This is a genomic window from Rhodovulum tesquicola (assembly GCF_024128855.1).
GTDB classification, from domain to species: Bacteria; Pseudomonadota; Alphaproteobacteria; order Rhodobacterales; family Rhodobacteraceae; genus Rhodovulum; species Rhodovulum tesquicola.
On sequence record NZ_JAMYDV010000006.1, the window covers coordinates 58,872 to 82,533 of the forward strand.

24 protein-coding genes are annotated in these 23,662 nt (G+C 69.3%); 12 read left to right on the forward strand and 12 right to left on the reverse strand.

Annotated features, from left to right (window positions below; genetic code table 11):
* Positions 1–91: 91 nt before the first annotated feature.
* The 10 genes from NHN26_RS07460 (at position 92) to NHN26_RS07505 (ending at position 12,672) form a co-directional block, all read left to right on the forward strand.
* Positions 92–1,234, forward strand: a complete 1,143-nt coding sequence (locus NHN26_RS07460; protein ID WP_253088872.1) for an efflux RND transporter periplasmic adaptor subunit — start codon at positions 92–94, stop codon at positions 1,232–1,234.
* Positions 1,235–1,249: 15 nt separating this feature from the next.
* Positions 1,250–4,357, forward strand: a complete 3,108-nt coding sequence (locus NHN26_RS07465; RefSeq protein WP_253088873.1) for an efflux RND transporter permease subunit — start codon at positions 1,250–1,252, stop codon at positions 4,355–4,357.
* 77 nt (positions 4,358–4,434) lie between these two features.
* Positions 4,435–5,526 carry an MHYT domain-containing protein gene (locus NHN26_RS07470; protein ID WP_253088874.1) on the forward strand — a complete coding sequence of 364 codons (1,092 nt, stop codon included), beginning with the start codon at positions 4,435–4,437 and terminating at the stop codon, positions 5,524–5,526.
* Positions 5,527–5,682: 156 nt separating this feature from the next.
* Entirely contained in the window at positions 5,683–6,534 is an 852-nt protein-coding gene (locus NHN26_RS07475; protein ID WP_253088875.1) for an FAD binding domain-containing protein, read from the forward strand.
* An 11-nt stretch (positions 6,535–6,545) separates the two neighbouring features.
* Positions 6,546–7,040, forward strand: coding sequence for a (2Fe-2S)-binding protein (locus NHN26_RS07480; RefSeq protein ID WP_253088876.1), 495 nt, complete (start codon positions 6,546–6,548; stop codon positions 7,038–7,040).
* Positions 7,037–9,454, forward strand: a complete 2,418-nt coding sequence (locus tag NHN26_RS07485; RefSeq protein WP_253088877.1) for an aerobic carbon-monoxide dehydrogenase large subunit — start codon at positions 7,037–7,039, stop codon at positions 9,452–9,454. Before NHN26_RS07480 ends, NHN26_RS07485 begins: the two co-directional genes overlap by 4 nt.
* On the forward strand, positions 9,451–9,801 hold the full coding sequence (gene copM, locus NHN26_RS07490; RefSeq protein ID WP_253088878.1) for a CopM family metallochaperone: 351 nt from the start codon (positions 9,451–9,453) through the stop codon (positions 9,799–9,801). The genes NHN26_RS07485 and copM overlap by 4 nt, the downstream gene beginning before the upstream one ends.
* Positions 9,798–10,679: an AAA family ATPase gene (locus NHN26_RS07495; protein WP_253088879.1), complete on the forward strand. Its 882-nt coding sequence runs from the start codon at positions 9,798–9,800 to the stop codon at positions 10,677–10,679. The genes copM and NHN26_RS07495 overlap by 4 nt, the downstream gene beginning before the upstream one ends.
* Entirely contained in the window at positions 10,676–11,851 is a 1,176-nt protein-coding gene (locus NHN26_RS07500; RefSeq protein WP_253088880.1) for a vWA domain-containing protein, read from the forward strand. The genes NHN26_RS07495 and NHN26_RS07500 overlap by 4 nt, the downstream gene beginning before the upstream one ends.
* Before the next feature lie 5 nt (positions 11,852–11,856).
* The gene (locus NHN26_RS07505) at positions 11,857–12,672 is read left to right on the forward strand and encodes an XdhC family protein (RefSeq protein ID WP_253088881.1); all 816 of its coding nucleotides are present in this window, start codon (positions 11,857–11,859) and stop codon (positions 12,670–12,672) included.
* Between the two features lie 7 nt (positions 12,673–12,679).
* Here the strand turns inward: NHN26_RS07505 and ureG are convergent, their stop codons facing one another.
* The 12 genes from ureG to NHN26_RS07565 all read right to left on the reverse strand — a co-directional run bounded on the left by ureG (position 12,680) and on the right by NHN26_RS07565 (position 19,870).
* The gene (ureG, locus tag NHN26_RS07510) at positions 12,680–13,303 is read right to left on the reverse strand and encodes an urease accessory protein UreG (RefSeq protein WP_253088882.1); all 624 of its coding nucleotides are present in this window, start codon (positions 13,301–13,303) and stop codon (positions 12,680–12,682) included.
* Positions 13,300–13,947 (reverse strand): urease accessory protein UreF, encoded by a 648-nt coding sequence (locus NHN26_RS07515; RefSeq protein ID WP_253088963.1) that lies wholly within the window; start codon positions 13,945–13,947, stop codon positions 13,300–13,302. The genes ureG and NHN26_RS07515 overlap by 4 nt, the downstream gene beginning before the upstream one ends.
* Positions 13,937–14,503, reverse strand: coding sequence for an urease accessory protein UreE (locus tag NHN26_RS07520; RefSeq protein WP_253088883.1), 567 nt, complete (start codon positions 14,501–14,503; stop codon positions 13,937–13,939). Before NHN26_RS07520 ends, NHN26_RS07515 begins: the two co-directional genes overlap by 11 nt.
* A gap of 25 nt (positions 14,504–14,528) precedes the next feature.
* Positions 14,529–14,753 (reverse strand): hypothetical protein, encoded by a 225-nt coding sequence (locus NHN26_RS07525; RefSeq protein ID WP_253088884.1) that lies wholly within the window; start codon positions 14,751–14,753, stop codon positions 14,529–14,531.
* Positions 14,754–14,899: 146 nt separating this feature from the next.
* Positions 14,900–16,609 carry an urease subunit alpha gene (gene ureC / locus NHN26_RS07530; protein ID WP_253088885.1) on the reverse strand — a complete coding sequence of 570 codons (1,710 nt, stop codon included), beginning with the start codon at positions 16,607–16,609 and terminating at the stop codon, positions 14,900–14,902.
* On the reverse strand, positions 16,610–16,960 hold the full coding sequence (locus tag NHN26_RS07535; protein WP_132694009.1) for an antifreeze protein: 351 nt from the start codon (positions 16,958–16,960) through the stop codon (positions 16,610–16,612). It abuts the gene before it with no gap.
* 34 nt (positions 16,961–16,994) lie between these two features.
* A complete protein-coding gene (locus NHN26_RS07540) occupies positions 16,995–17,477 on the reverse strand; it encodes a hypothetical protein (protein WP_253088886.1) in 483 nt (160 codons plus the stop codon).
* Between the two features lie 27 nt (positions 17,478–17,504).
* Entirely contained in the window at positions 17,505–17,810 is a 306-nt protein-coding gene (locus NHN26_RS07545) for an urease subunit beta (RefSeq protein ID WP_132694011.1), read from the reverse strand.
* 10 nt (positions 17,811–17,820) lie between these two features.
* Positions 17,821–18,396 (reverse strand): HupE/UreJ family protein, encoded by a 576-nt coding sequence (locus NHN26_RS07550; protein WP_253088887.1) that lies wholly within the window; start codon positions 18,394–18,396, stop codon positions 17,821–17,823.
* A 68-nt stretch (positions 18,397–18,464) separates the two neighbouring features.
* On the reverse strand, positions 18,465–18,752 hold the full coding sequence (locus NHN26_RS07555) for a hypothetical protein (RefSeq protein ID WP_253088888.1): 288 nt from the start codon (positions 18,750–18,752) through the stop codon (positions 18,465–18,467).
* Positions 18,753–18,756: 4 nt separating this feature from the next.
* Entirely contained in the window at positions 18,757–19,059 is a 303-nt protein-coding gene (locus NHN26_RS07560; RefSeq protein WP_253088889.1) for an urease subunit gamma, read from the reverse strand.
* A gap of 1 nt (position 19,060) precedes the next feature.
* A complete protein-coding gene (locus tag NHN26_RS07565) occupies positions 19,061–19,870 on the reverse strand; it encodes an urease accessory protein UreD (protein WP_253088890.1) in 810 nt (269 codons plus the stop codon).
* A gap of 431 nt (positions 19,871–20,301) precedes the next feature.
* Here NHN26_RS07565 and urtA point away from each other — a divergent pair, with 431 nt between their 5' ends.
* Positions 20,302–21,582: an urea ABC transporter substrate-binding protein gene (urtA, locus tag NHN26_RS07570; protein ID WP_132694016.1), complete on the forward strand. Its 1,281-nt coding sequence runs from the start codon at positions 20,302–20,304 to the stop codon at positions 21,580–21,582.
* A 50-nt stretch (positions 21,583–21,632) separates the two neighbouring features.
* Positions 21,633–23,606: an urea ABC transporter permease subunit UrtB gene (gene urtB / locus NHN26_RS07575; protein ID WP_435594183.1), complete on the forward strand. Its 1,974-nt coding sequence runs from the start codon at positions 21,633–21,635 to the stop codon at positions 23,604–23,606.
* The last annotated feature ends 56 nt before the right edge of the window (positions 23,607–23,662 follow it).

The window sequence follows — 23,662 nt, forward strand, 5'->3', positions numbered from 1 at the left end:
CGTGAGGGGGCGGGGAAGTGACTCGGCGGCGCGGGGGCGCTATATCCTGAGGCCAAGGCCGCATGGCGGCGCCCTGGCAATGGAACGCCCGATGCTCCGGCAGATTGTCCTTTCCACACTCGTGATCGCGGTGACGCTGGCGCTGTGGGTGGCCTTCGTGCCCTCGGCGCGGCCGGTGCTGGACCGGCTGGGCCTGCTGGGGCTGTTCGGGATCGAGGCGACCGCGCCCGGGCAGGAGGCGGCGGGGCCGCGGCGAGGGGGGGGCGCCCTTGTCGTGGTCGAGCCGGTGGCCGAGGGACGGGTCAGCGACCGGTTGACGGCGATCGGCGACGGGCGGGCGCTGCGCACGGTCAATGTGCGTGCGCGGGTGGCGGGCGAGGTGGTCGAGATCGGCACCGGGGACGGCGCCTTTGTCGAGGAAGGCAGCCTGATCCTGCGGCTGGAGGACGAGGCCCAGCGGATCGCGCTGGAACGCGCCCGGCTGATGCTGGCGGATGCGCGCGACGAGGCGGCGCGGCTGGGCCGCCTGGAGACCACCGGGGCGGTGACCGAGGTCAGCCGCCGGGCCGCCGATCTGGCGCTGCGCTCGGCCGAGCTGGCGCTGCGCGAGGCCGAATTCGCGCTGGAGCAGCGCAGCCTGCTGGCGCCGGTCTCGGGCTGGGCGGGGGTGCTGGACCTGGCGGTGGGCGACAGCGTGTCGGCGCAGGAGCCGGTGGTCACGATCACGGATCGCACGCAGATCCTGATAGATTTCCGCGTGCCCGAGCGGGTGGTGGGCCAGGTCGCGACCGGCATGGCGCTGGAGGCGCGGCCGCTGTCGATGCGGGGCACGGTGCTGGAGGGCACGGTTCAGGCCATCGACAATGTGGTGGACCAGGCGAGCCGGACCATGCGGGTGCAGGGGCGGCTGGACAACGCGGCGGATCTGTTGCGCGCGGGCATGGCCTTCGAGGTGGTGCTGCGCTTTCCCGGCGAGGTGCTGCCCTCGGTCGATCCGCTGTCGGTGCAATGGTCGGCGGAGGGCGCCTATGTCTGGGTGGTGCGCGAGGACCGGGCCGAGCGGGTGCCGGTGACGATCCGCCAGCGCAGTGCCGATGCCGTGCTGGTCGAGGCCGCGCTGGAGGTCGGCGAAATGGTCGTGGTCGAGGGGGTGCAGGTCCTGCGCCCGGGCGCCGAGGTGCGGATCGTGGCGCCGCAGGCCGCGCTGGCCGGGGATCGCGCGGCGCCGCTTTAGCGAAAGGAGCCTGCCATGCTGGAGGAAGCGACGCGCGCCGCCGAAGGAGGAGGCCCCGCGCTGTTCGTGCGCCGGCCGATCCTGGCGCTGGTGGTCTCGGCCCTGATCGTGCTGGCGGGGTTTGCCGCGCTGTTCGGCGTCGAGGTGCGCGAATTGCCCAATGTGGACCGGCCCGTGGTCACCGTCACGACCGATTTCCAGGGGGCCGCGCCCGAGACCATCGACCAGGAGATCACCGGCCGGATCGAAGGCGCGGTGGGAAGGGTGGCGGGCGTGCGCTCGATCTCGTCCAATTCGCGCTTCGGGCGCAGCCGGGTGACGGTGGAATTCGCCGAAAGCGTCGATATCGACGTGGCCGCGACCGATATCCGCGACGCGGTGGCCCGGGTCGAGGGGCAGTTGCCGACCGGGGCGGATGCCCCGCAGGTGGTCAAGGCCGATGCCGATGCCCAGCCGGTGATGCGGGTCGCCGTCACCTCGTCGCGGCGCAGCGCGCAGGACCTGACGCAGATCGTCGAGGACCGCGTGCTGGACCGGATGATCTCGGTCGAGGGGGTGGCGGATGTGCGCGTCTATGGCGACCGCGAGCCGATCTTTCGCGTCGATATCGACCAGGCGGCGCTGGCCAGCCGCGGGCTGACGCTGGCGGACATGGCGCGCGCGCTGTCGGATGCGGGGTTCAACGCGGCGGCGGGCGACCTGGAAGGGGCGCGGCAGTCGATCAATGTGCGCACGACGGCGATGGTCGCCTCGCCCGAGGCGTTCGAGGATCTGCGCATCGCCCCGCATGTCGAGATCCGCGACGTGGCCCGGGTGACGCTGGGTCCCGCGCCGAACGAGACGGTGCTGCGCGCGAACGGGCAGACCGGCATCGGGCTGGGCGTGATCCGGCAGGCGGGCAGCAACACGCTGGACATCTCGCGCAATGTGCGTGCGCTGGTGGCCGAGCTGGACCGCACCCTGCCCGAGGATCTGGACATCTTCGTCACCTCGGATGACGCGATCTTCGTCAATGGCGCGATTGCCGAGGTGCTGAAGACGCTGGGCCTGGCCATCGCGATCGTGGTGGCGGTGATCTTTCTGTTCCTGCGCGATGCGCGCGCCACGCTGATCCCGGCGCTGACCATGCCGGTCGCGCTGATCGGGACGCTGGCGGCGATCTACCTGGTGGGGTTCTCGGTCAATATCCTGACGCTGCTGGCGCTGGTGCTGGCCACGGGGCTGGTGGTGGATGACGCCATCGTGGTGCTGGAAAACATCGTGCGCCGCCGGGGCGAGGGGATGGGGCCGCGCGCGGCGGCGGTGCTGGGCACGAAACAGGTGTTCTTTGCGGTGGTGACGACGACGGCGACGCTGGCCGCGGTCTTCGTGCCGCTGTCCTTCCTGCCCGGACAGGCGGGGGGGCTGTTCCGCGAATTCGGCTTCACGCTGGCGATTGCGGTCGGGATCTCGTCGGTGGTGGCGCTGACGCTGTGCCCGGTGCTGGCCAGCCGGCTGTTGCGTGCCGATGGGGAAAAGAAGGCGGGGCGCAGCCCGGTGGGCTGGCTGGGGGCGGTGCTGGCCGGGATCTATGCGCGCACGCTGCGCGGGGCGTTGGCGATGCCCCTTGTCGTGGTTCTGGTCGCGGTGCTGTTCGCGGCGACCGCGGTGCTGGTGGCGGGCGGCATCCGGCAGGAGCTGACCCCGCGCGAGGATCGCGCCGTCGCGCTGCTGCGGGTCAGCGCGCCGCAGGGCGTGTCGCTGGACTACACGCAGGAAAAGATGCTGGCCATCGAGGCAGCGGTGGCGCCCCTGCTGGAGACGGGCGAGATCACCGGCACTTTCGCGATCTCGGGGATGGGCACGGCCAATTCCGGCTTCATGGTGTTCCGGCTGGCCGATTGGGGCGCGCGCGCCCGCAGCCAGGACGAGATCGTGGGCGAGATCAACGCCAAGCTGCGCGAGATCGTGGGCGTGCGCGCCTTCGCGATCCAGCCCAACTCGCTGGGGATTCGCGGCGCCGGGCGGGGGCTGAGTTTCGCGATCACCGGCGACAGCTATGAGCGGCTGGCCGATCTGGCCGAGACGCTGGTCGAACGGATGCAGGACGATCCCGCCTTCGGCGAGGTGCAACTGGAATACGAGACCACGCAGCCGCAATTGTTCGTCGAGATCGACCGCACCCGCGCCGCCGATCTGGGCATCGACATCACCGGTCTGGGGGATGCACTGCGGGCGATGCTCAACGGGCGGACGGTGGGCTCGGTCTTCATCGGCGACCAGAGCTTTGACATCCAGATGCTGTCGAGCGCCAACCCGGTGAACGATCCGGGCGATCTGCAGAACATCTATGTGCGCACGGGCGACGGCCAGATGGTGCCGATGTCGAGTTTCGTGCATCTGGAGGAACGCCCCGTCGCCCCGGAACTGGACCGCGAGAACCAGGGCCGCGCGGTCAAGATCGCGGCCGGGCTGACGCCCGAACTGGCGCTGGGCGAGGCGCTGGTGCGGGTCGAGGCGCTGGCGGCCGATCTGATGGAGGAGCAGAACCGCATCGTGCCGCTGGGCGAGGCGGCGACGCTGAACCAGACCAATGCGGGGCTGCTGATCATCTTCGGCTTTGCCATCGCGGTGGTGTTCCTGGTGCTGTCGGCGCAGTTCGAGAGCTTCATCTCGGCCATCGTCGTGATGTCGACGGTGCCGCTGGGGCTGGCCTGCGCGGTGTTTGCGCTGATGCTGACGGGGCAAAGCCTGAACGTCTATTCGCAGATCGGGCTGGTGATGCTGATCGGGATCATGGCCAAGAACGGCATCCTGATCGTCGAATTCGCCAACCAGTTGCGCGACGGGGGCGCGAGCGTGGCGCAGGCGGCCCATGATGCGGCGACGATCCGGCTGCGGCCGGTGATGATGACCATGGCCTCGACAGTGCTGGGCGGCGTGCCGCTGATCCTGTCCGCGGGCGCGGGCGCCGAGGCGCGCGAGGCGCTGGGCTGGGTGATCGTGGGCGGGCTGGGTCTGGCGACGTTGTCCACGCTGTATCTGACGCCGGTGGTCTATCTGCTGCTGGCGCGCTTCTCGAAACCGCGGGCGGAGGAAAGCAAGCGGCTGGCGCGCGAGTTGGAAGAGGCGCTGGCGGGCTGAGGCGGGGGCGGTTGACCGCAGGCCCGGCGGGCGGGATACTTGCCCCCGGACCGCGAGGGGAGGCGCGGCTCTGCCGCATGCTGGTTTACGGGTATGATTACAGGCTGATCGCCGCCTCCGTGCTCATCTCGATGATGGCCGCGTTCACCGGGCTTGCGCTGACCCGCGGGCTGTCGGGCGTGTCCGAAGGCGTGCGCCATCTGCGCATCGCGATGGCGGCGGTGGCGCTGGGCGGCGGCATCTGGACGATGCATTTCGTGGCCATGCTGGCGATGCGTTTCGAGGTGGCGGTCCATTACCGGGCGCTGCCCACGGTGGCCTCGGTGCTGATCGCGATCCTGCTGGCGGGGCTGGCGCTGATCCTGATGCATTTCGGGCGGCGCACGGGGCCGCGCATGGGGCTGGCGGGAGCGGTGCTGGGCCTGGGGATCGTGGCGATGCACTACACCGGGCTGTCCGCCATCGAGGGCTGCGCGCCGGTCTACCGGCCCCTCGGCTTTGCGGTGGCGGGCGGGCTGGCGGTGGGGCTGGGGGTTCTGGCGATCCGGGTGGCCTATGGGCAGCGGCGGGCGGCGAACATCCTGGGCGCGACGGCGATCTTCGGGCTGTCGGTGGCGATCGTGCATTTCGCGGCGATGCACTGGACCGGCTTTGCCCGGGCGGTGGCCGGTGCGGCGGCGGGTCCGGCCATCGACAACGCGCATCTGGCGCTGATCGTGCTGGTGACGGCCTTCGTCATTTCGGGGGCGTTCCTGCTGTCGGGGGCGTCGTTTCTGGCGGCGACCCCTGGTCCGGACGCGCCGGCCCCGGCCGAGCCCGCGCCGCCGCCCGCCACCGGCCCCCGCCTGCCCTATGAGCGCGAGGGGGTGACCTATTTCCTGCCCGCCGCCGAGGTGGCCGCGATCCGGGCCGAGGGGCATTACACCATCGCCTATGCGCCCCTTGGCCGGGTCTTCTGCCCCTGGTTGATCAGCGAGGCGGAAAGGCGGCTTGCCGGGGCCGGGTTCTTTCGCGTGCATCGCAGCTATCTGGTCAATACCGCCCATGTCGCCGCCTTCGAGCGGCTGAAGGATAATGGCATCTGCCGGTTCGAGGGGCTGGCCGATCTGGACCGGGTTCCGGTCAGCCGCTCGCGGGTGCAGGCGCTGCGCGCGGCGCTGGGGCTTTGATCGCACCTGGTGCAGCCATTTCGCAATTCGTGAAAATGCCCCGGCGGGCGGTGCGACACCCTGTCGCCGCCCGGGGCCTGCCCCCTACCCTTCGGCCAGACGTGACACCCCGCCGCTGCATGAGCGGGGGCGCGTTCGACAAGGGAGGAGCGGGAGATGATCCCAGCGAGATTCGACTATCACCGGCCGGACTCTGTCGCGGCGGCGGTGGGGCTGTTGCAGCAGCATGGTGACGAGGCGCGCGTGGTTGCGGGCGGGCACAGCCTGATCCCGATGATGAAGCTGCGCATGGCCGCGCCTGCGCATCTGGTGGACCTGCAGGGCATCGCCGCGTTGCGCGGGATCGAGGCGGGCGAGCGGATCCGGATCGGGGCGATGGTCACGCAATCCGAGATGATCGCCCATGCCGGGCTGGCCGAGGCCGCGCCGATCCTGGCCGAGGCCGCGCGCCAGATCGCCGATCCGCAGGTGCGCAATCTGGGCACCGTCGGCGGCAATGTGGCGAATGGCGATCCGGGCAACGACCTGCCCGCGCTGATGCTGTGCCTGGATGCGACCTTCACGCTGGAGGGGCCGGAGGGGGTGCGTGAGGTCGCGGCGCGCGGCTTCTACGAGGCGCCCTATGTCACCGCGCGAGAGGAGGAGGAGATCCTGACCGCGGTCGGCTTTGACCGCCCGGCCCGCGGGTTCGCCTATGAAAAGCAGAAGCGAAAGATCGGCGATTACGCGACCGCCGCGGCCGCCGTGCTGATCGGGGCCGAGGGCGGCCGCGTCGTCTCGGCCTCGGTCGCGATGACCAATGTGGCGGATGTGCCGGTCTTCAGCGCGGCGGCCGGCGAGGCACTGGTCAGCACGGACTGCGCGGCAGACGCGGTCGCCGCCGCGGTCGCCGCCATGCAGGGCGATATCGACCCGGTCGAGGACAATCGCGGACCCGTGGAGTTCAAGCGCCATGTCGCGGGCGTGATCCTGACCCGCGCCATTGCCCGCGCCTGGTCGCGGGCCTGAGGGAGGGAAGGATGTCCGACAAGATGCATCTGAAACTGACGGTGAATGGCGAGGCGGTCGAGACGCTGGCCGAACCGCGCGAATTGCTGATCCATGTGCTGCGCGAGCGGCTGGGTATCACCGGCCCGCATATCGGCTGCGAGACCAGCCATTGCGGCGCCTGCACCGTCGACATGGACGGCAAATCGGTCAAGGCCTGCACGGTCTTTGCCGCGCAGGCGCAGGGGGCCGAGATCACCACCATCGAGGGGATCGGCACGCCCGACAGCCTGCATGTCTTGCAGGAGATGTTCCGCGAGCATCACGGGCTGCAATGCGGCTTCTGCACGCCGGGGATGATTACCCGCGCCTGGCGGCTGTTGCAGGAGAATCCGTCGCCGACCGAGGAGGAGGTGCGCTTCGGCATGGCCGGGAACCTCTGCCGCTGCACCGGCTATCAGAACATCGTCAAGGCGGTGCTGGCCGCCGCGCATGAGTTGAACAGTGTCAAGGAGGCCGCGGAATGAAGGACCTTCCCGACAGCGCGGAACGCCGCGCGAACCTCAAGGGGCTGGGCTGCGCCCGCAAGCGCGTCGAGGACGCGCGCTTCACGCAGGGCAAGGGCAATTATGTCGACGACATCAAGCTGCCCGGCATGCTGTTCGGCGATTTCGTCCGCTCGCCCTATGCCCATGCCCGCGTGAAATCCATCGACGCCTCGGCCGCGCTGGCCCTGCCGGGCGTGGTGGCGGTGCTGACCGCGAAGGATCTGGAGCCGCTGGGCCTGCACTGGATGCCGACGCTCGCGGGCGACAAGCAGATGGTGCTGGCCGATGGCAAGGTGCTGTTCCAGGGGCAGGAGGTCGCCTTTGTCGTCGCCACCGACCGTTATATCGCGGCGGACGCGGTGGAACTGGTCGAGGTGGATTACGAGGACCTGCCCGTGGTCGTCGACCCGTTCAAGGCGCAGGAACCGGATGCGCCGGTGCTGCGCGAGGATCTGGCGGGCGTGACCGAGGGCGCGCATGGGCCGCGGCGGCATCACAACCATATCTTCACCTGGGAACAGGGCGATGCCGAGGGTGCGACGGCGGCGATCGACGGATCCGAGGTGATCGCCGAGGAGACGATCTATTACCACCGCACCCATCCCTGCCCGCTGGAAACCTGCGGCTGCGTGGCGTCGATGGACAAGGTCAACGGCAAGCTGACGGTCTGGGGCACCTTCCAGGCGCCGCATGTGGTGCGCACGGTGGCCTCGCTGCTGTCGGGCATCGACGAGCACAACATCCGCGTGGTCAGCCCCGATATCGGCGGGGGCTTCGGCAACAAGGTGGGGGTTTATCCCGGCTATGTCTGCTCCATCGTGGCGACCATCGTCACCGGCAAGCCGGTGAAATGGGTCGAGGACCGGATGGAGAACCTGATGGCCACGGCCTTTGCCCGGGACTACTGGATGAAGGGCCGGATCGGGGCCACGAGGGACGGGCGGATCACGGGGCTCCATGCCCATGTCACCGCCGATCACGGGGCGTTCGATGCCTGCGCGGATCCGACCAAGTTTCCCGCCGGGTTCTTCCACATCTGCACCGGCAGCTACGACATTCCCGTGGCCTATTGCGCGGTCGATGGCGTCTATACCAACAAGGCGCCCGGCGGCGTGGCCTATCGCTGTTCGTTCCGCGTGACCGAGGCGGCCTATTTCATCGAGCGGATGATCGAGATCCTCGCGATCAGGCTGGGCATGGATGCGGCCGAGTTGCGGCGCATCAACTTCATCCGCAAGGACCAGTTCCCCTATATCTCGGCGCTGGGCTGGGAATACGACTCGGGCGATTATCACACCGCCTGGGACAAGGCGCTGAAGGCGGTGGATTACGAAGGGCTGCGCCGCGAACAGGCCGAGCGGGTCGAGGCGTTCCGGCGCGGCGAGACCCGCAAGCTGCTGGGCATCGGGCTGACGCATTTCACGGAAATCGTGGGGGCGGGGCCGGTGAAGAATTGCGACATCCTGGGCATGGGGATGTTCGATTCCTGCGAGATCCGCATCCATCCCACGGGCAGCGCCATCGCGCGGCTCGGCACGATCAGCCAGGGCCAGGGGCATGCGACGACATTCGCGCAGATCCTCGCCAGCGAGACCGGCATCCCGGCGGACAAGATCACAATCGAGGAGGGCGACACCGATACCGCGCCCTATGGGCTTGGCACCTACGGGTCGCGCTCGACTCCCGTGGCGGGGGCGGCGACCGCGATGGCGGGGCGCAAGATCCGGGCCAAGGCGCAGATGATCGCGGCCTACCTGCTGGAAGTCCACGACGACGATCTGGAATGGGACGTGGACCGCTTTGCCGTCAAGGGCGCGCCCGAGCGGTTCAAGACCATGGCCGAGATCGCCTATGCCGCCTACAACCAGGCGATCCCGGGGCTCGAACCCGGGCTCGAGGCGGTCAGCTATTACGACCCGCCCAACATGACCTACCCCTTCGGCGCCTATATCTGCGTGATGGAGATCGACGTGGACACGGGCGAATGGCAGGTGCGCCAGTTCTACGCGCTGGACGATTGCGGCACGCGGATCAACCCGATGATCATCGAAGGGCAGGTCCATGGCGGGCTGACCGAGGCGCTGGCGATCGCCATGGGCCAGGAGATCGCCTATGACGACATGGGCAATGTGCGGACCGGCACGCTGATGGACTTCTTCCTGCCGACCGCGTGGGAGACGCCCAATTACCAGACCGACTGGACCGAAACCCCCAGCCCGCATCACCCGATCGGGGCCAAGGGCGTGGGCGAAAGCCCGAATGTCGGAGGGGTTCCCGCGTTTTCCAATGCCGTGCACGACGCGTTCCGCGCCTTCGGTCTGACCCAGACCCACATGCCGCATGACCATTGGCGGATCTGGCGGACGGCGCGCGATCTGGGGCTGCACGGATGAGGCGCGCGGTTCTTCTGGCGGCCATGCTTGCCGCCGCCCCGGCGCTGGCGCAGCACGCCCATCACCAGCATGGCGCGGCCGGGGGGGACAGCCCCTCGACCGCCGCCTATCGCGCGGCGAACGACCGGATGCATGCGGAGATGGAGATCCCCTTTACGGGGGATGCCGATATCGACTTCATCCGCGGCATGATCCCCCACCATCAGGGCGCCATCGACATGGCGCGCGTGGTGCTGGAATTCGGCGAGAACCCCGAGATCCGGGCGCTGGCCGAAGGGATCATCGCCGCGCAGGAGGAGGAGATCGCGCAGATGCGCGCCTGGCTGGAAAAGAACGCGGGCCAATGACCGGCGGGGCCGCGGCGTTGCAGGCGCAGCTTTTCGGGGCGGGCTATGTCGCCTCGGACGAGCTGGTCATGGCGCTGTACCTTGCGCTGGAACTGGAACGGCCGCTGCTGCTGGAAGGCGCGGCGGGGGTCGGCAAGACCGAGGTGGCCAAGGTGCTGGCGGCGCTGAAATCGGCCCCGCTGATCCGGCTGCAATGCTATGAGGGGCTGGATGCCAGCCACGCGATCTACGAGTGGAACTATCAGCGGCAATTGCTGGCGATCCGGGCCGCGGGCGAAAGCGGCGCGGCGGGGCCGGGGCTTGAGGCGCGCATATTTTCCGAGGACTACCTGCTGGAACGGCCGCTGTTGCAGGCGATCCGGCAGGCGGTGCCGCCTGTCCTGCTGATCGACGAGATTGATCGCGCGGATGAGGAGTTCGAAGCCTATCTGCTGGAAATCCTGTCGGATTTCACGATCTCGATCCCCGAGCTGGGCACCATCCACGCGACCGCGCGGCCGCATGTGATCCTGACCTCGAACGGCACGCGCGACCTGTCGGACGCGCTGAGGCGGCGCTGCATCTATGCCTATGTCGAGTATCCCGACCCGGCGACGGAACTGGCGATCCTGGAAAAGCGCCATCCGGGGCTGGAGCCGCGGCTGGCGGCGCAGATCGTGGGCTTCGTGCAGGCGCTCAGGCGCGAGGATCTGGACAAGGTGCCGGGCGTGGCCGAGACGCTGGATTTCGCCGCGGCCGTTTCGGGGCTGGGGGTGGCGGACCTGACCGACGATCCGGGGACGCTTCAGGCGGCCCTGGTCACGCTGCTGAAGACGCAGGCCGACCGGGCGCGGGTGCCGAGCGAGGTGGCGCAGCGGCTGGCGGGGCGGGCGGCATGAGCGGGGTCACGCGCTTTCCCGCCCGCGCGACCGGGCCGGCCGAGCGGATGGCGGGGTTCATGGCGCATCTGCGGCTCAACGGGCTGGCCCTGGGGGTGAACGAGACCGCGACGGCGCTGGCGGCGGCGGCGCGGGTCGATCCGACCGATCCGGGGCAATTGCGGCTGGCGCTGAAGGCGGTCTGCGCAGGCACGCGGGATGAGGCCGACCGCTTCGACGGCCTCTTCGCGGCCTATTGGCTGAACCGCGGGCGGGAGCGGACGGGCGCGGGGCCGGGGAAAACGGCAGAACCCCGGCGCCGGTCGCCCTTTGTCACCGAGGCGCTGTCGGCTTTGGGGCGGGGACAGGCCGACCGGCCCGAAGGGAGCGAGGGCGCGGCGGACCAGTCGGGCGAGGGGCGGCTGGTGGGCGCACGCGTGGCGCGGCTGGACCGCACCGATCTGCGCGAGCTGGTCAGCCCCGAGGATATCGCGGAGGCCGAAGCCACCGCGCGGCGCATCGCGCAGGCGATCCGCGACCGCCGCGCGCGCCGGTTCAGGGCCGACCGGCGGGGGGCGCGGCTGGATTTGCGCCGCACGCTGCGGGCCTCGGTCGCGACGGGGGGCGAGCCGCTGCGGCTGTTCCGCCGCACCCGGCCCGACCGGCCCGCCAATGTCGTTGCGCTGTGCGACGTTTCGGGCTCGATGACGGTTTATGCCCGCGTTTTCCTGTCCTTTCTCAAGGGGCTGATCGGGGCGGACCTGACGGCGGATGGCTATCTGTTCCACACAAGGCTGGTGCGGATCACCGACGCGCTGCGCGATCCAGACCCGTTGCGCGCGGTCAACCGGCTGAGCCTGATGGCGCAGGGCTTTGGCGGGGGGACGCGGATCGGGGGGGCGCTGGCGGCGTTCAACCGGGGCCATGCCAAGGCGCGGGTCAACGGGCGGTCGGTGGTGATCGTGCTGTCGGACGGCTATGACACCGACCCGCCGGGGATGATCGGCGCGGAACTCGCGCGGCTGAGGAAGCGCGGCTGCCGGATCGTCTGGCTGAACCCGCTGCTGGGCTGGCGGGACTACGCACCCGTCGCGCGCGGGATGGCGGCCGCCCTGCCCCATCTGGACCATTTCGCGGCGGCCAACACGCTTGCGGCGCTGGCCGCGCTGGAACCGGAGCTTGCGCGGCTATGAAACCGATGAGACAGGACGACATCCTCGACCGCATCGCGGAACTGAAACGCGCAGGGACCGCCTTTGCGGTGGCGACCGTGGTGCGCACGGTGCGCGCCACCGCGGCCAAGGCGGGCGCCAAGGCGGTGATCCTGCCCGATGGCACGGTGCTGGCGGGCTGGATCGGCGGGGGCTGCGCGCGGGGCGCGGTGATCCGGGCCGCCCGCGAGGCGCTGGCGGACGGCGCGCCGCGGCTGATCTCGGTCCAGCCCGAGGCGGCGCTGGCGGAAGGCGGGCTGAGCCCGGGAGAGACGCGCGACGGCATCCGCTTTGCCCGCAACATGTGCCCGAGCCGGGGCATGATGGACATTTTCGTGGAGGCCGTGATGCCCGCCCCCGAATGCGTGATCTGCGGCGCCGCGCCGGTGGCGGTCGCGCTGGCCGATCTGGCGCCGCGCATGGGTTTTTCGGTCACCGCCTGCGCGCCCGCCGAGGAACAGGCCGCCTTTGCCGCGCCGGACCGGCGGATCGAGGGCTATGCGCTGGAGGTGGCCCCCACTGGCGCGCGCTATGTCGTCGTGGCGACGCAGGGCAAGGGGGACGAGGCGGCGCTGCGCGCGGCGCTGTCGGTGCCGTCGGCCTATCTGGCCTTTGTCGGCAGCCGGGCCAAGACCGCGGCGCTGCGCGACAGGCTGACCGCGGCGGGGGTGGCGCCGGAGGCGTTCGCGAACCTGCGCGCGCCCGCGGGGCTGGATCTGGGCGCGATCACGCCAGAGGAAATCGCGCTGTCGATCCTGGCCGAGATGGTGGCCCTGCGCCGGGCGGGCCAGCGCGGGGGCTGAGCGGGGGTCAGGCGGTTTCGGCCAGACCGCCGATCAGGCAGAGATGCTGCACGATCTCGTCCACGCCCTGGCCATGGCGCAGCGCGGCGAAGATGAACCGGCCCTGCCCGCGCATCCGCCGCGCATCCCGCTCCATCACCGCAAGATCGGCGCCGACATGGGGGGCGAGGTCGGTCTTGTTGATGATGAGCAGATCGGATTTCGTGATCGCGGGCCCGCCCTTGCGCGGGATTTCCTCGCCAGCGGCGACGTCGATCACATAGACGGTGAGATCGGCCAGTTCCGGGCTGAAGGTGGCCGACAGGTTGTCGCCGCCCGACTCGATCAGGACCACCTCAAGATCGGGGAAGCGGGCGGTCAGATCCGCGATGGCGGCGAGGTTGATCGAGGCATCCTCGCGGATCGCGGTATGCGGGCAGCCGCCGGTTTCCACGCCCCTGATGCGTTCGGCGGGCAGCACCTGCATGCGCGTCAGCGCCTCGGCATCCTCTTGCGTGTAGATGTCGTTGGTCACGACCGCGACCGAAAAGCGGGGGGCCAGCGCGCGGGCCAGCGCCGCGGTCAGCGTGGTCTTGCCGGCGCCCACGGGGCCGCCGATGCCGATGCGCAAGGGTCCGTTGGGGGAAGTCATGTGCGAAACAGCCTCGAATACTGGGTTTCGTGGTTCATGGATGCGATGTCGGCCAGAAAGGCGGTGCTGGCAAGATCGTCGAGCGTCAGGGCGGTCGCCGCCTCGGCCACCTCGGCGCAAAGCGGCGTCAGGGCGGTCAGCACGGTCTGGCCCTCGGTCTGGCCGATGGGGATCAGCCGGATCCCGGCCGAGACGAGGTTCGAGGTGAAGGCGTGCAGATACATCCGCGCGGTCAGCACCAGCGGCAGGTCATGCAGCCGCGCGGCGCGGCCCAGCGCCACGGGGTAGGTGTAACCGGGCAGATCGGCGGGCCATATGGCGGCCGTGATCTGGGCGAAGGCGGCCCCCTGCGCCGTGGTTTCCACAAGCCGTTCGGCCGAGGGCTGGAAGGCGCGGGCAGTCGCGTCGATCATCGCCAGCGCGGCGGCATCGGGGGCGTTGTGGGCGGCGGCCAGCAGGATCGAATCGGTCCGCCCGGCGCCGTGGTCCAGCAGGTCGGCGAGCCAGTCGCGCAAGCTGGCGGCATCCGTGACCGCACCCGACTGGACCGCCCATTCCAGCCCGTGGGAATAGGCGAAGGCCCCCACCGGATAGGCGGGGGAAAGCCATTGCACCAGTTTCAGGATCTGGGCGTCAGTGGCCATGGCCGTGGTCATGCCCGTGGTGGTGGCCATGGTCATGCGGGTGGTCGTGATGGTGGTCATGGTCGTGACCGTGGTGGTGGAGCCCGTGGTCATGAGAATGGTCATGCCCGTGGCTGTGGGCATGGGTCCGGCCATGACCATAGGCGCCGCCTTCGGGCAGGAAGGGTTCCTCGATCTCGATGATCTCGGCGCCGAGGCGTTCCAGCATGTCGCGGATGACATGGTCGCGCTGGATCACCAGACGGCCGGGGTCGATCTGGCAGGGGGTGTGGCGGTTGCCGACATGCCAGGCGATGCGCACCAGGTCCGGGCCGGTCACTTCGTAGAGCGGTTCGTCGGCGGCGCGGATCTTGACCGTCAGCCCGTCATCCAGCACCAGAACGTCGCCCTCGTTCAGCGACGTGGTCTTTGCCAGATCGACAAGGAAGGCCAGCCCGCCATCGCTGACCAGCCGCTTGCGGCGCAGGAAGCGCGCATCATAGCCGAGCGTCACGCAATCGTCCGCGCGCCCGTCCACGTTCAGGCGCAACTCGCGGGCCACGGGCAGCGCGCTCATGCCCGGACTCCGGCCCGAATGGGGCTCAGGAAAAGATGTCGCGGAAGACGTAGTCGGGAATCCCCTCGCGCGTGATGCCGAGCCTGGCAAGCTGGGCGTCGGTGCAGGCGTTGAGATTGTGGATCTCGCGCATCCGCGCGCGGCGCAGGGTATAGGCGTTGAAGCCCTGCCCCAGCCCCGCGAAGAACAGGTCCAGCCGTTCGGACATGCCCGCGGGCACATATTTCACCGTCATGAAAGGCGTCGCCATCGGAAACCTCATCGTATGTCACAAGAAGTTTCCCCCCTTGATGGTCAACATAGGGTTCACGGGGCGCCCTGCCCAATGCCGACTGGACATTCCCGCCACCCGCATGCTGCATTGCAGCAAATTTGTGCATCTGTTCCATTTTTCCCTCAGAACAGGAAGTATCGCTGCGCCATCGGCAGCACCTCGGCGGGCTGGCAGGTCAGCAGCTCGCCATCGGCGCGCACCTCGTAGGTTTCGGGGTTCACCTCGATCTGCGGGGTGGCGTCGTTCAGGATCAGGTCGCGCTTGCCGATGGTGCGGGTGTTCCGGACCGCGAGCGTCTGCTTGGCCAGACCCAGTTTCCCACGAATGCCCTCGGCCTGGGCGGCCTCGGACACGAAGATGACGGCGGAATTTTCCAGCGACCGGCCATAGGCGCCGAACATGGGCCGGGTATAGACCGGCTGCGGCGTCGGGATCGAGGCGTTGGGATCGCCCATCTGGGCGCAGGCGATGGTGCCGCCGATCAGCACCATTTCCGGTTTCACCCCGAAGAAGGCCGGGTGCCACAGCACCAGATCGGCGCGCTTGCCCACCTCGATCGAGCCGATCTCATGCGCGATGCCATGCGCGATGGCGGGGTTGATCGTGTATTTCGCGACATAGCGGCGGACGCGGAAATTGTCGTTCTCGCCGGTTTCCTCGGCCAGTCGGCCGCGCTGGAGCTTCATCTTGTGGGCGGTCTGCCATGTGCGGATGATGACCTCGCCCACCCGACCCATCGCCTGGCTGTCGGATGCGATGATCGAAAACGCGCCCATGTCGTGCAGGATGTCCTCGGCCGCGATGGTCTCGCGCCGGATGCGGCTTTCGGCGAAGGCCACATCCTCGGGGATCGACTTGTCGAGATGGTGGCAGACCATGAGCATGTCGAGATGCTCTTCCAGCGTGTTCACGGTGAAGGGCCGCGTCGGGTTCGTGGAGGAGGGCAGCACGAACTCCTCGCCGCAGATGCGGATGATGTCGGGCGCGTGACCGCCCCCTGCCCCTTCGGTGTGGAAGGCGTGGATCGTGCGGCCCTTCATCGCCGCGACGGTATGCTCCACGAAGCCGCTTTCGTTCAGCGTGTCGGTATGGATCATCACCTGTACGTCCATGTCGTCGGCCACGGACAGGCAGCAGTCGATGGCGGCCGGCGTCGTGCCCCAATCCTCGTGCAGCTTCAGCGCGCAGGCGCCCGCCTTGACCTGTTCGACCAGCGCGCCCGGCAGCGAGGCGTTGCCCTTGCCCGCGAAGGCCAGGTTCATCGGGAAGGCATCGGCGGCCTGCAACATCCGCCCGATATGCCACGGCCCCGGCGTGCAGGTGGTGGCCAGCGTGCCATGCGCGGGGCCGGTGCCGCCGCCCAGCATGGTCGTCAGGCCCGAATGCAGCGCATCCTCGATCTGCTGGGGGCAGATGTAGTGGATATGGCTGTCGAAGCCGCCCGCCGTGAGGATTTTCCCCTCGCCTGCAATCGCCTCGGTGCCGGGGCCGACGATGATGTCGACGCCGGGCTGGGTGTCGGGGTTGCCCGCCTTGCCGATTTTCGCGATGCGCCCGTCCTTCAGCCCGACATCGGCCTTGTAGATGCCGGTATGGTCCAGGATCAGCGCGTTGGTGATGACGGTATCGACCGCGCCCTCGGCCCGGGTGGCCTGGGACTGGCCCATGCCGTCGCGGATCACCTTGCCGCCGCCGAACTTGACCTCTTCGCCATAGGTGGTCAGGTCGCGTTCCACCTCGATGATGAGGTCGGTATCGGCAAGGCGCAGCCGGTCGCCGGTGGTGGGGCCGAACATCGCGGCGTAATCGGCGCGGGCGATTTCTCTGGGCATCTAGGGTCTCCCGAGCGGGTTTTTCGGCCCGCGCCTGGCGAGCCGCGTGACATTGGATCGGGTGCGGCGGCGGATCGGGCGCACCATCTCTGCGGCGATCCCGGCAGGCGAGGCCCCGCGCGCGGCCGCCTGCCCGCCCTGCATCGCGGCGCGGGTGAAGGCCGCGGCCTTCTCGGTGAACATGCGCGTGGTCTCCTGCGGCGTGGTCGCCCAGAGCCCACCCATGCCCAGCATGCGCATCGCGATGACCATCTGCGCCTCTTGCGCCATCAGCGCCATCTGCCAGCCGACGCGCCAGAACTCTATCATCGCGCCGGGCGTGGCGCTGACCCGGAAGGCAAAGGGGATCATCGGCGCAACTCCGGGTCAGGCGGGCAAGGGTCGGTCATTCGCCGCCCCCCTCGGGTCCGCCGGGTTCGACGGGCAGGCGGGGCGGGGGCGCGGGCTGGCGACGGGCCCGGCTGCGCGACGGGTCCGCGCCGGTTGCGGGCTTGCGCGGGGATGCGGCGGCGCGGGGACGGGCGGGCTTGGCCTTGGCCGGGGCGGCGGGCGTGATCCTTGCCACGGCGGCCGGGGGCGCGGATGTCTCGGCCGGGGGCGGGGCCGGCGGATCGGCGCGCGCCTCGGCCTCGGCGCCGCCGGCTTCGAGGTCGATATCGGTGGGCGCGTCGCCCTCGCCCAGCGCCCCGTCGGCGGTCAGCGGGTCGATGCCGCGCGCACGCAGCAGCATGAACCAGGGGTTGGTCCGGATCAGGATGTCGGTCATCATCCGGAACGCCTGAAACTGCTGTTCCACCATCCAGTTGGAGAGCAGGAACGGGTTCGCCGCCATCTGGAAGGGGCTGGGCCGGGTCGGGTTGCATGTCATGGCATGTCCTCCTTGGGTCGGGACGGATCAGAGATCGCCCATGACCTGCCCGTTGAAGCCGAAGACCCTGCGGGCCCCGGCGATGGGGATCAGCGCGACCTCGCGTTTCTGCCCGGGCTCGAAGCGGACGGCGGTGCCCGCGGCGATGTCCAGCCGCCTGCCGCGCGCCGCCGCCCGGTCGAAATCGAGCGCCGGGTTCGTCTCGGCGAAATGGTAATGGCTGCCGACCTGCACCGGGCGGTCGCCGGTATTCGCCACCATCAAGGTGATGGCCTCGCGGTCGGCGTTCAAGGTCAGGGTGCCGGTCGCGGGGAAAAGCTCTCCGGGGATCATGGGGATTTCCTCAGCCTGCAAGGACCAGAACCGCCCCGGCCCCGGCGACAAGGGCGCCGGAGGCGCGGGCGAGGATCGCGCCGCCGAACCGGGCCATCGCCCAGCCCGCCAGAACGCCCGCCCCGTGCAGGAGCGCGGTGGCCAGCGCGAAGCCGCCCAGATAGGCCAGCGCAGTCGCCCCGCCCATTTCCGCGCCATGGGCGTGGCCGTGGAACAGCGCAAGCGCGCCGACCACCGCCGCGCCTGCGGCGAGCGGCAGCCGGACGGCAAGAGCAACCAGCACGCCCAGCACCAGCACGGAGGCCAGGATCATCGGCTCGACCATCGGCAGCGGCAGACCCACCAGCGCCAGCGCAAATCCCAGCGTCATCGCGCCGACGAACGCGGCGGGCAGCGCCACGAGCGCGCGCCCGCCCAGCGTCACCGCCCAGAGGCCGACGGCCACCATGGCAAGGATGTGGTCGAGCCCGAAGACCGGATGGGTGAAGCCCGCCGCGAAGGATCCATGCGCGACCGGGTCGAGATGGGCCAGCGCGGGGCTGGCGGCCAGCAGCGCGGGCGCGAGGGCGAGGGCAAGGCGTTTCATGGGCGGACCTCCTGGAATGGCAAGACGGATCGGGACCGGCGCCGGGCCGGACGGGGATGCGGGCGGGGTCATAGGGCCTCCTTGCGCAGCTCGCGCCGGGCCTGAAGCGCCGAGGCGGGCGCCACCAGCAGCATGATCTTCCACGCGTTGAAGCCGCGGGCGAAGGCGGTTTCGGCCTCCTCGACGCCGAGCAGGTCGAACCCCTGCGCGCCCAGCCAGACCGCCCCCGCCCCCAGCAGCAGCGCCGCGAGGATCGCCACGGGCACGGCCAGCCGCCCCGGCAGGCGCCGGACCAGAAGCTGGGGCACGACCCAGCCGATCAGCATGGAGGACAGGATGAAGGCGACAAGGACCATGGGGCTAGCGGATCGGGTTGTGGACGGTGACGAGTTTCGTGCCGTCGGGGAAGGTGGCCTCGACCTGGACCTCGTGGATCATCTCGGGCACGCCGTCCATGCATTGCGCGCGGGTGATGACCTGCGCGCCCGCCTCCATCATGTCGGCGACGGAGCGGCCGTCGCGGGCGCCCTCGACCACGGCATCGGTGATCAGCGCGATCGCCTCGGGATGGTTCAGCTTGACGCCGCGGGCCAGCCGCTTGCGGGCCACCTCGGCGGCCATGGCGATCAGAAGCTTGTCCTTCTCGCGGGGGGTCAGTTGCATGTCAGGTCATCCATGATCTTGGCAGCGCATCGTCGGTCAGGTGCCCGAGCACCGGCACCAGCACCCGGCGCAGGGCGAAACTGTCGGGGGCCAGCAGGCGCAGGGCCAGCAGGTCGGCGCCGATCAGGCTAACCCCGCCGGTGGCGGGCATCAAGGCGCGCAGGGGCGCCAGATGCGCCTCGGCCTCGGGGGCGACAAGGATCAGGCTGGCCATTGCCCCCGCGCCGCCCGCCACGGCGGGCCGGGCCAGATGGTCGGCCAGATCGCCCTCGAAGCGCAGGGCGTCGAGATAAAGGGGCACGCCCGCGCGGCGGATCTCGATCCGGTCGCGGAACGAGACGGCGCGCAGCACCTCGCCCATCGCGGCGCGGCCGAAGACCAGCGGTTCGACCAGCAGAAGCCGGGCGCCGGGGGCCAGGTCGGCCACCAGCCGCCGGTCAAGCGCCGCGCTGTCGAACAGGATCGTCTCCTGCGGCAGCCAGTCCAGCCGGGCGCCCGCGGCAACGTTCAGCCGGTTGGTCACGCGGCCGCGTTCGCCGGGCTGGGCGCGATAGGCGCGTTCGGCGGCCTGTGTCGTCACCCGCAGATGGCTGCCCGGCTGCGCCTGAAGATCGGCCTCGAAGCGGTCGCCGCCGGTGATCCCGCCCGCGGTGTTCACGAGGATCGCATCCAGCGCGCCATCCCGCGGGCGCGGGAACAGCGCCTTGAACGCCCCGCTCTGGCGCAGCCCTGCGATGGCCGTGCCATGCAAGCCGGGCTTGGCCGAGAGCCGGACAAGGCCCTGCGCCCGCGGCTGCGCGCAGGCCGTCATCGCCGCCCTTTCCGTCGCAAGACAGGTAATCTGATTGCCCCCCGGACCGCCTTCACCTTGGCTTCTTGTTCCGCAGATCGCGGCGGACTGCACAGGTTTTCGCCGGAAACGAAGCGGGAAGCGCAGCTTTTCGCCGTACTATTGTGCGCTTTTGGGGATTTTTGTTCGTTTGTTGTGCAAATATCCCGACGAAGCCGGAAATCGGATCGCCGCCACGTCCCTTGCGATTGCGCGCCTGCCGCAGCGCAGAAAAGCCTTGGGGCGCCCGTCACGACGTCATCCGTGGATCGGGGGGGGTGTGCGGCGACCTCGCGAACCGGGACATCGGCGGGGTCGGCGCACGGGTGCAATGAAAAAGCTGCGGGGCCTGGGGAGGGTGTTGCGCGCCATGCGCGCAGGCCAGCCGCAAACGCCCCGCGCGGAGGGAATCCATGAAGAAGATCAAGACGTTTCTTGCCGGTGCCGTCGCCTTTTCGGCGCTGAGCCTGCCGGCCTGGGCACAGGACACGATCAAGGTGGGCGTGCTGCATTCGCTGTCGGGCACGATGGCGATTTCCGAGACCACGCTGAAGGACACCATGCTGATGCTCATCGACGAGCAGAACAAGAAGGGCGGCGTGCTGGGCAAGCAGCTTGAGGCGGTCGTGGTCGATCCGGCCTCGGACTGGCCGCTTTTCGCGGAGAAGGCGCGCGAATTGCTGACCGTGTCGAATGTGGACGTGATGTTCGGCTGCTGGACGTCGGTCAGCCGCAAGTCGGTCCTGCCGGTGATCGAGGAACTGAACGGGCTGCTGTTCTACCCGGTGCAGTATGAGGGCGAGGAAAGCTCGAAAAACGTGTTCTACACCGGCGCCGCGCCGAACCAGCAGGCGATCCCGGCGACCGACTATTTCCTCGAGGAACTGGGCGTCGAGAAATTCGCCCTGCTCGGCACCGACTATGTCTATCCGCGCACGACGAACAACATCCTGGAATCCTATCTGAAATCCAAGGGCATCGCCGAGTCGGACATCTTCGTGAACTACACCCCCTTCGGCCATTCCGACTGGTCCAAGATCGTCTCGGACGTGATCGCGCTGGGCGCGGACGGCAAGAAGGTGGGCGTGATCTCGACGATCAATGGCGACGCCAATATCGGCTTCTACAAGGAACTGGCGGCCAAGGGCGTTTCGGCCGACGACATTCCGGTGGTCGCCTTCTCGGTGGGCGAGGAGGAGCTTTCGGGCCTCGACACCTCGAACCTGGTGGGGCATCTGGCGGCCTGGAACTACTTCATGTCCGCCGACACGTCCGAGAACGCCACCTTCATCGAAGCCTGGCATGCCTTCATCGGCGACACCAACCGCGTGACCAATGACCCGATGGAAGCCCATTACATCGGCTTCAACATGTGGGTGAACGCGGTCGAACAGGCCGGGACCACCGATGTCGATGCCGTGCGCGAGGCGATGTGGGGACAGGAATTCCCCAACCTGACGGGCGGCATGGCCGTGATGGGCACCAACCATCACCTGTCCAAACCCGTGCTGATCGGCGAGATCCTGGCCGACGGGCAGTTCGACATCATCAGCCAGACCGAAGAGGTGCCGGGCGATGCCTGGACCGATTTCCTGCCGGAATCGGCGGTGCTGACCTCGGACTGGAAGGACCTGGGCTGCGGCATGTACAACACCGAGACCCAGTCCTGCGTGCAGATCAAGTCGAACTATTGACGTGACCGGGGGGCGGGATGCCGCCCCCCTTTCCCGACAGGCTGACCGCCATGCGCATCCTTCTTGCCGCCCTCACCTTCCTGTGTCTCGTCGCCACCGCCGGGGCACAGGACATCGCCGCCGATGGCCCGGCTGCCACGCCCTTGCAGAGCCTGCTGCAAGAGCATCGCGCGGCCATCGAGCAGGGCGCGCGCCGCGGCATCGGCCCGGCGATCGAGGCGCTGCGTGACAGCGGCCTGCCCGAAGCGCGTCTGATCCTCGAGAAATGGCAGGCGCGCGAGCTGTGGCTGCGCAAGGCGGACGGTCTGTTCTTCCTGGCCGAGCCGGCCGAGGGCGGCTATCGCCTGACCGACCCGGCCACCGGCGAAGCGGCGGGCAGCGCCACCCGCGACGAGGTGATCCAGATCCGGCCCAATAGCGGCATCCGCGCCGTGCTGGCGGGCGCGCTGGTGCAGTTCCAGCTGACCGACCCGAATCCGGCCGTGCGCGCAGCGGCGCTGGACGCCATCGCGCGGCGGTCCGAGGCCGGGCATCTGGACGCCCTGCGCGCGGTGCTGGAGGACGAGCCCGACCCGCGGCTGAAGGCGCGCAAGGCGCGTCTGGAGCGGCTGCTGACGATTTCCTTCGACCCGGACCCGGATGCACGGATCGCCGCCATCGAAGGCTTTGCGGGCGATATCGGCGTCGATGTGCGCGCCGCGCTGAACCCGCTGGTCGCGACCACCCGTGCGGTAGCGCCGGGCGAACCGCCCGCGGGCGAGAACATCGCGCGCCGCCTGAGCCCCGGCAGCGAGGCGCTGCCGCGCGAGGCGGCCTATGCCATTCTGGTCGAGGCCGGGCTGGCCCCGCCCCGGATCGGCCGGCCCGGGATCCGCGCGGCCCTTGCCGCCCATGTCGAAGGCGGCCGGGTGGGCGGCGTGCCGGTGGCCGAGCTGAACAGCGATGCCGCGCGCGAGCGGGCCTATGCCGGGCTGGCCGCGGCGGGGCTGGTGCCCGCCCATGTCACCGAGGCCGGGATCGACGCGGCCCTTGCCGCGCACAGCTTCTACGATCGCTATGCCGAAGCCGATCCGCGCGTGACCGAGGCCGCAAGCGCGGCGCTTTCCGCCATCGCGCTGATGGTCGGGGGCAACCAGATGGCCGATCTGGCGCTGGACGCGCTGTCGCTGGCCTCGATCTATTTCCTGGCGGCCATCGGGCTGGCGATCACCTTCGGCGTGATGCGCGTCATCAACATGGCCCATGGCGAGTTCATCATGATGGGCGCCTATACCGGCTATGTCGTCCAGCAATTCATCCCCGACTACACGATCTCGATCCTTGTCGCGCTGCCGCTGGCCTTTGCCATCACCTTCGGCGCGGGCGTGGCGATGGAACGGCTGGTGATCCGCTGGCTCTACAACCGGCCGCTGGAAACGCTGCTGGCGACCTTCGGCATTTCCATCGCGTTGCAGCAACTGGCGAAGAACATCTTCGGCACGCAGGCCCGCCCGCTGACCTCGCCCGCCTGGCTGGACGGGTCGCTGGTCATCAACGATGTCGTCTCGATCAGCTATATCCGCATCGCGATCTTCGTCCTTGCGCTGATGTTCCTCGGCCTGTTCCTGTTCATCATGCGCCGCACCCGTCTAGGGCTGGAGGTGCGCGCGGTCACGCAGAACCCGCGCATGGCGGCGTCCATGGGGATCAATCCCGACCGGATCAACATGCTGACCTTCGGGCTGGGCTCGGGCATCGCGGGTGTGGCGGGCGTGGCCATCGGGCTCTATGCCAAGGTAACGTCCGAACTCGGCCAGGACTACATCGTGCAAAGCTTCATGACGGTGGTCGTGGGCGGCGTCGGCAATATCTGGGGCACGCTGCTGGGCGCCACGCTGATCGGCTTCCTGCAAAAGGGGATCGAGTGGTTCAACCCCTCCAACACGCTGGCCGCGCAGACCTACATGATCCTGTTCATCATCCTGTTCATCCAGTTCCGGCCGCGGGGGATCATCGCCCTGAAGGGCCGCGCCGCGGGGGATTGAGGAAATGCCCGTGCCTTCTTCTTGGTCCAAATACCCAGATCCTGCCCGTGCAAGGG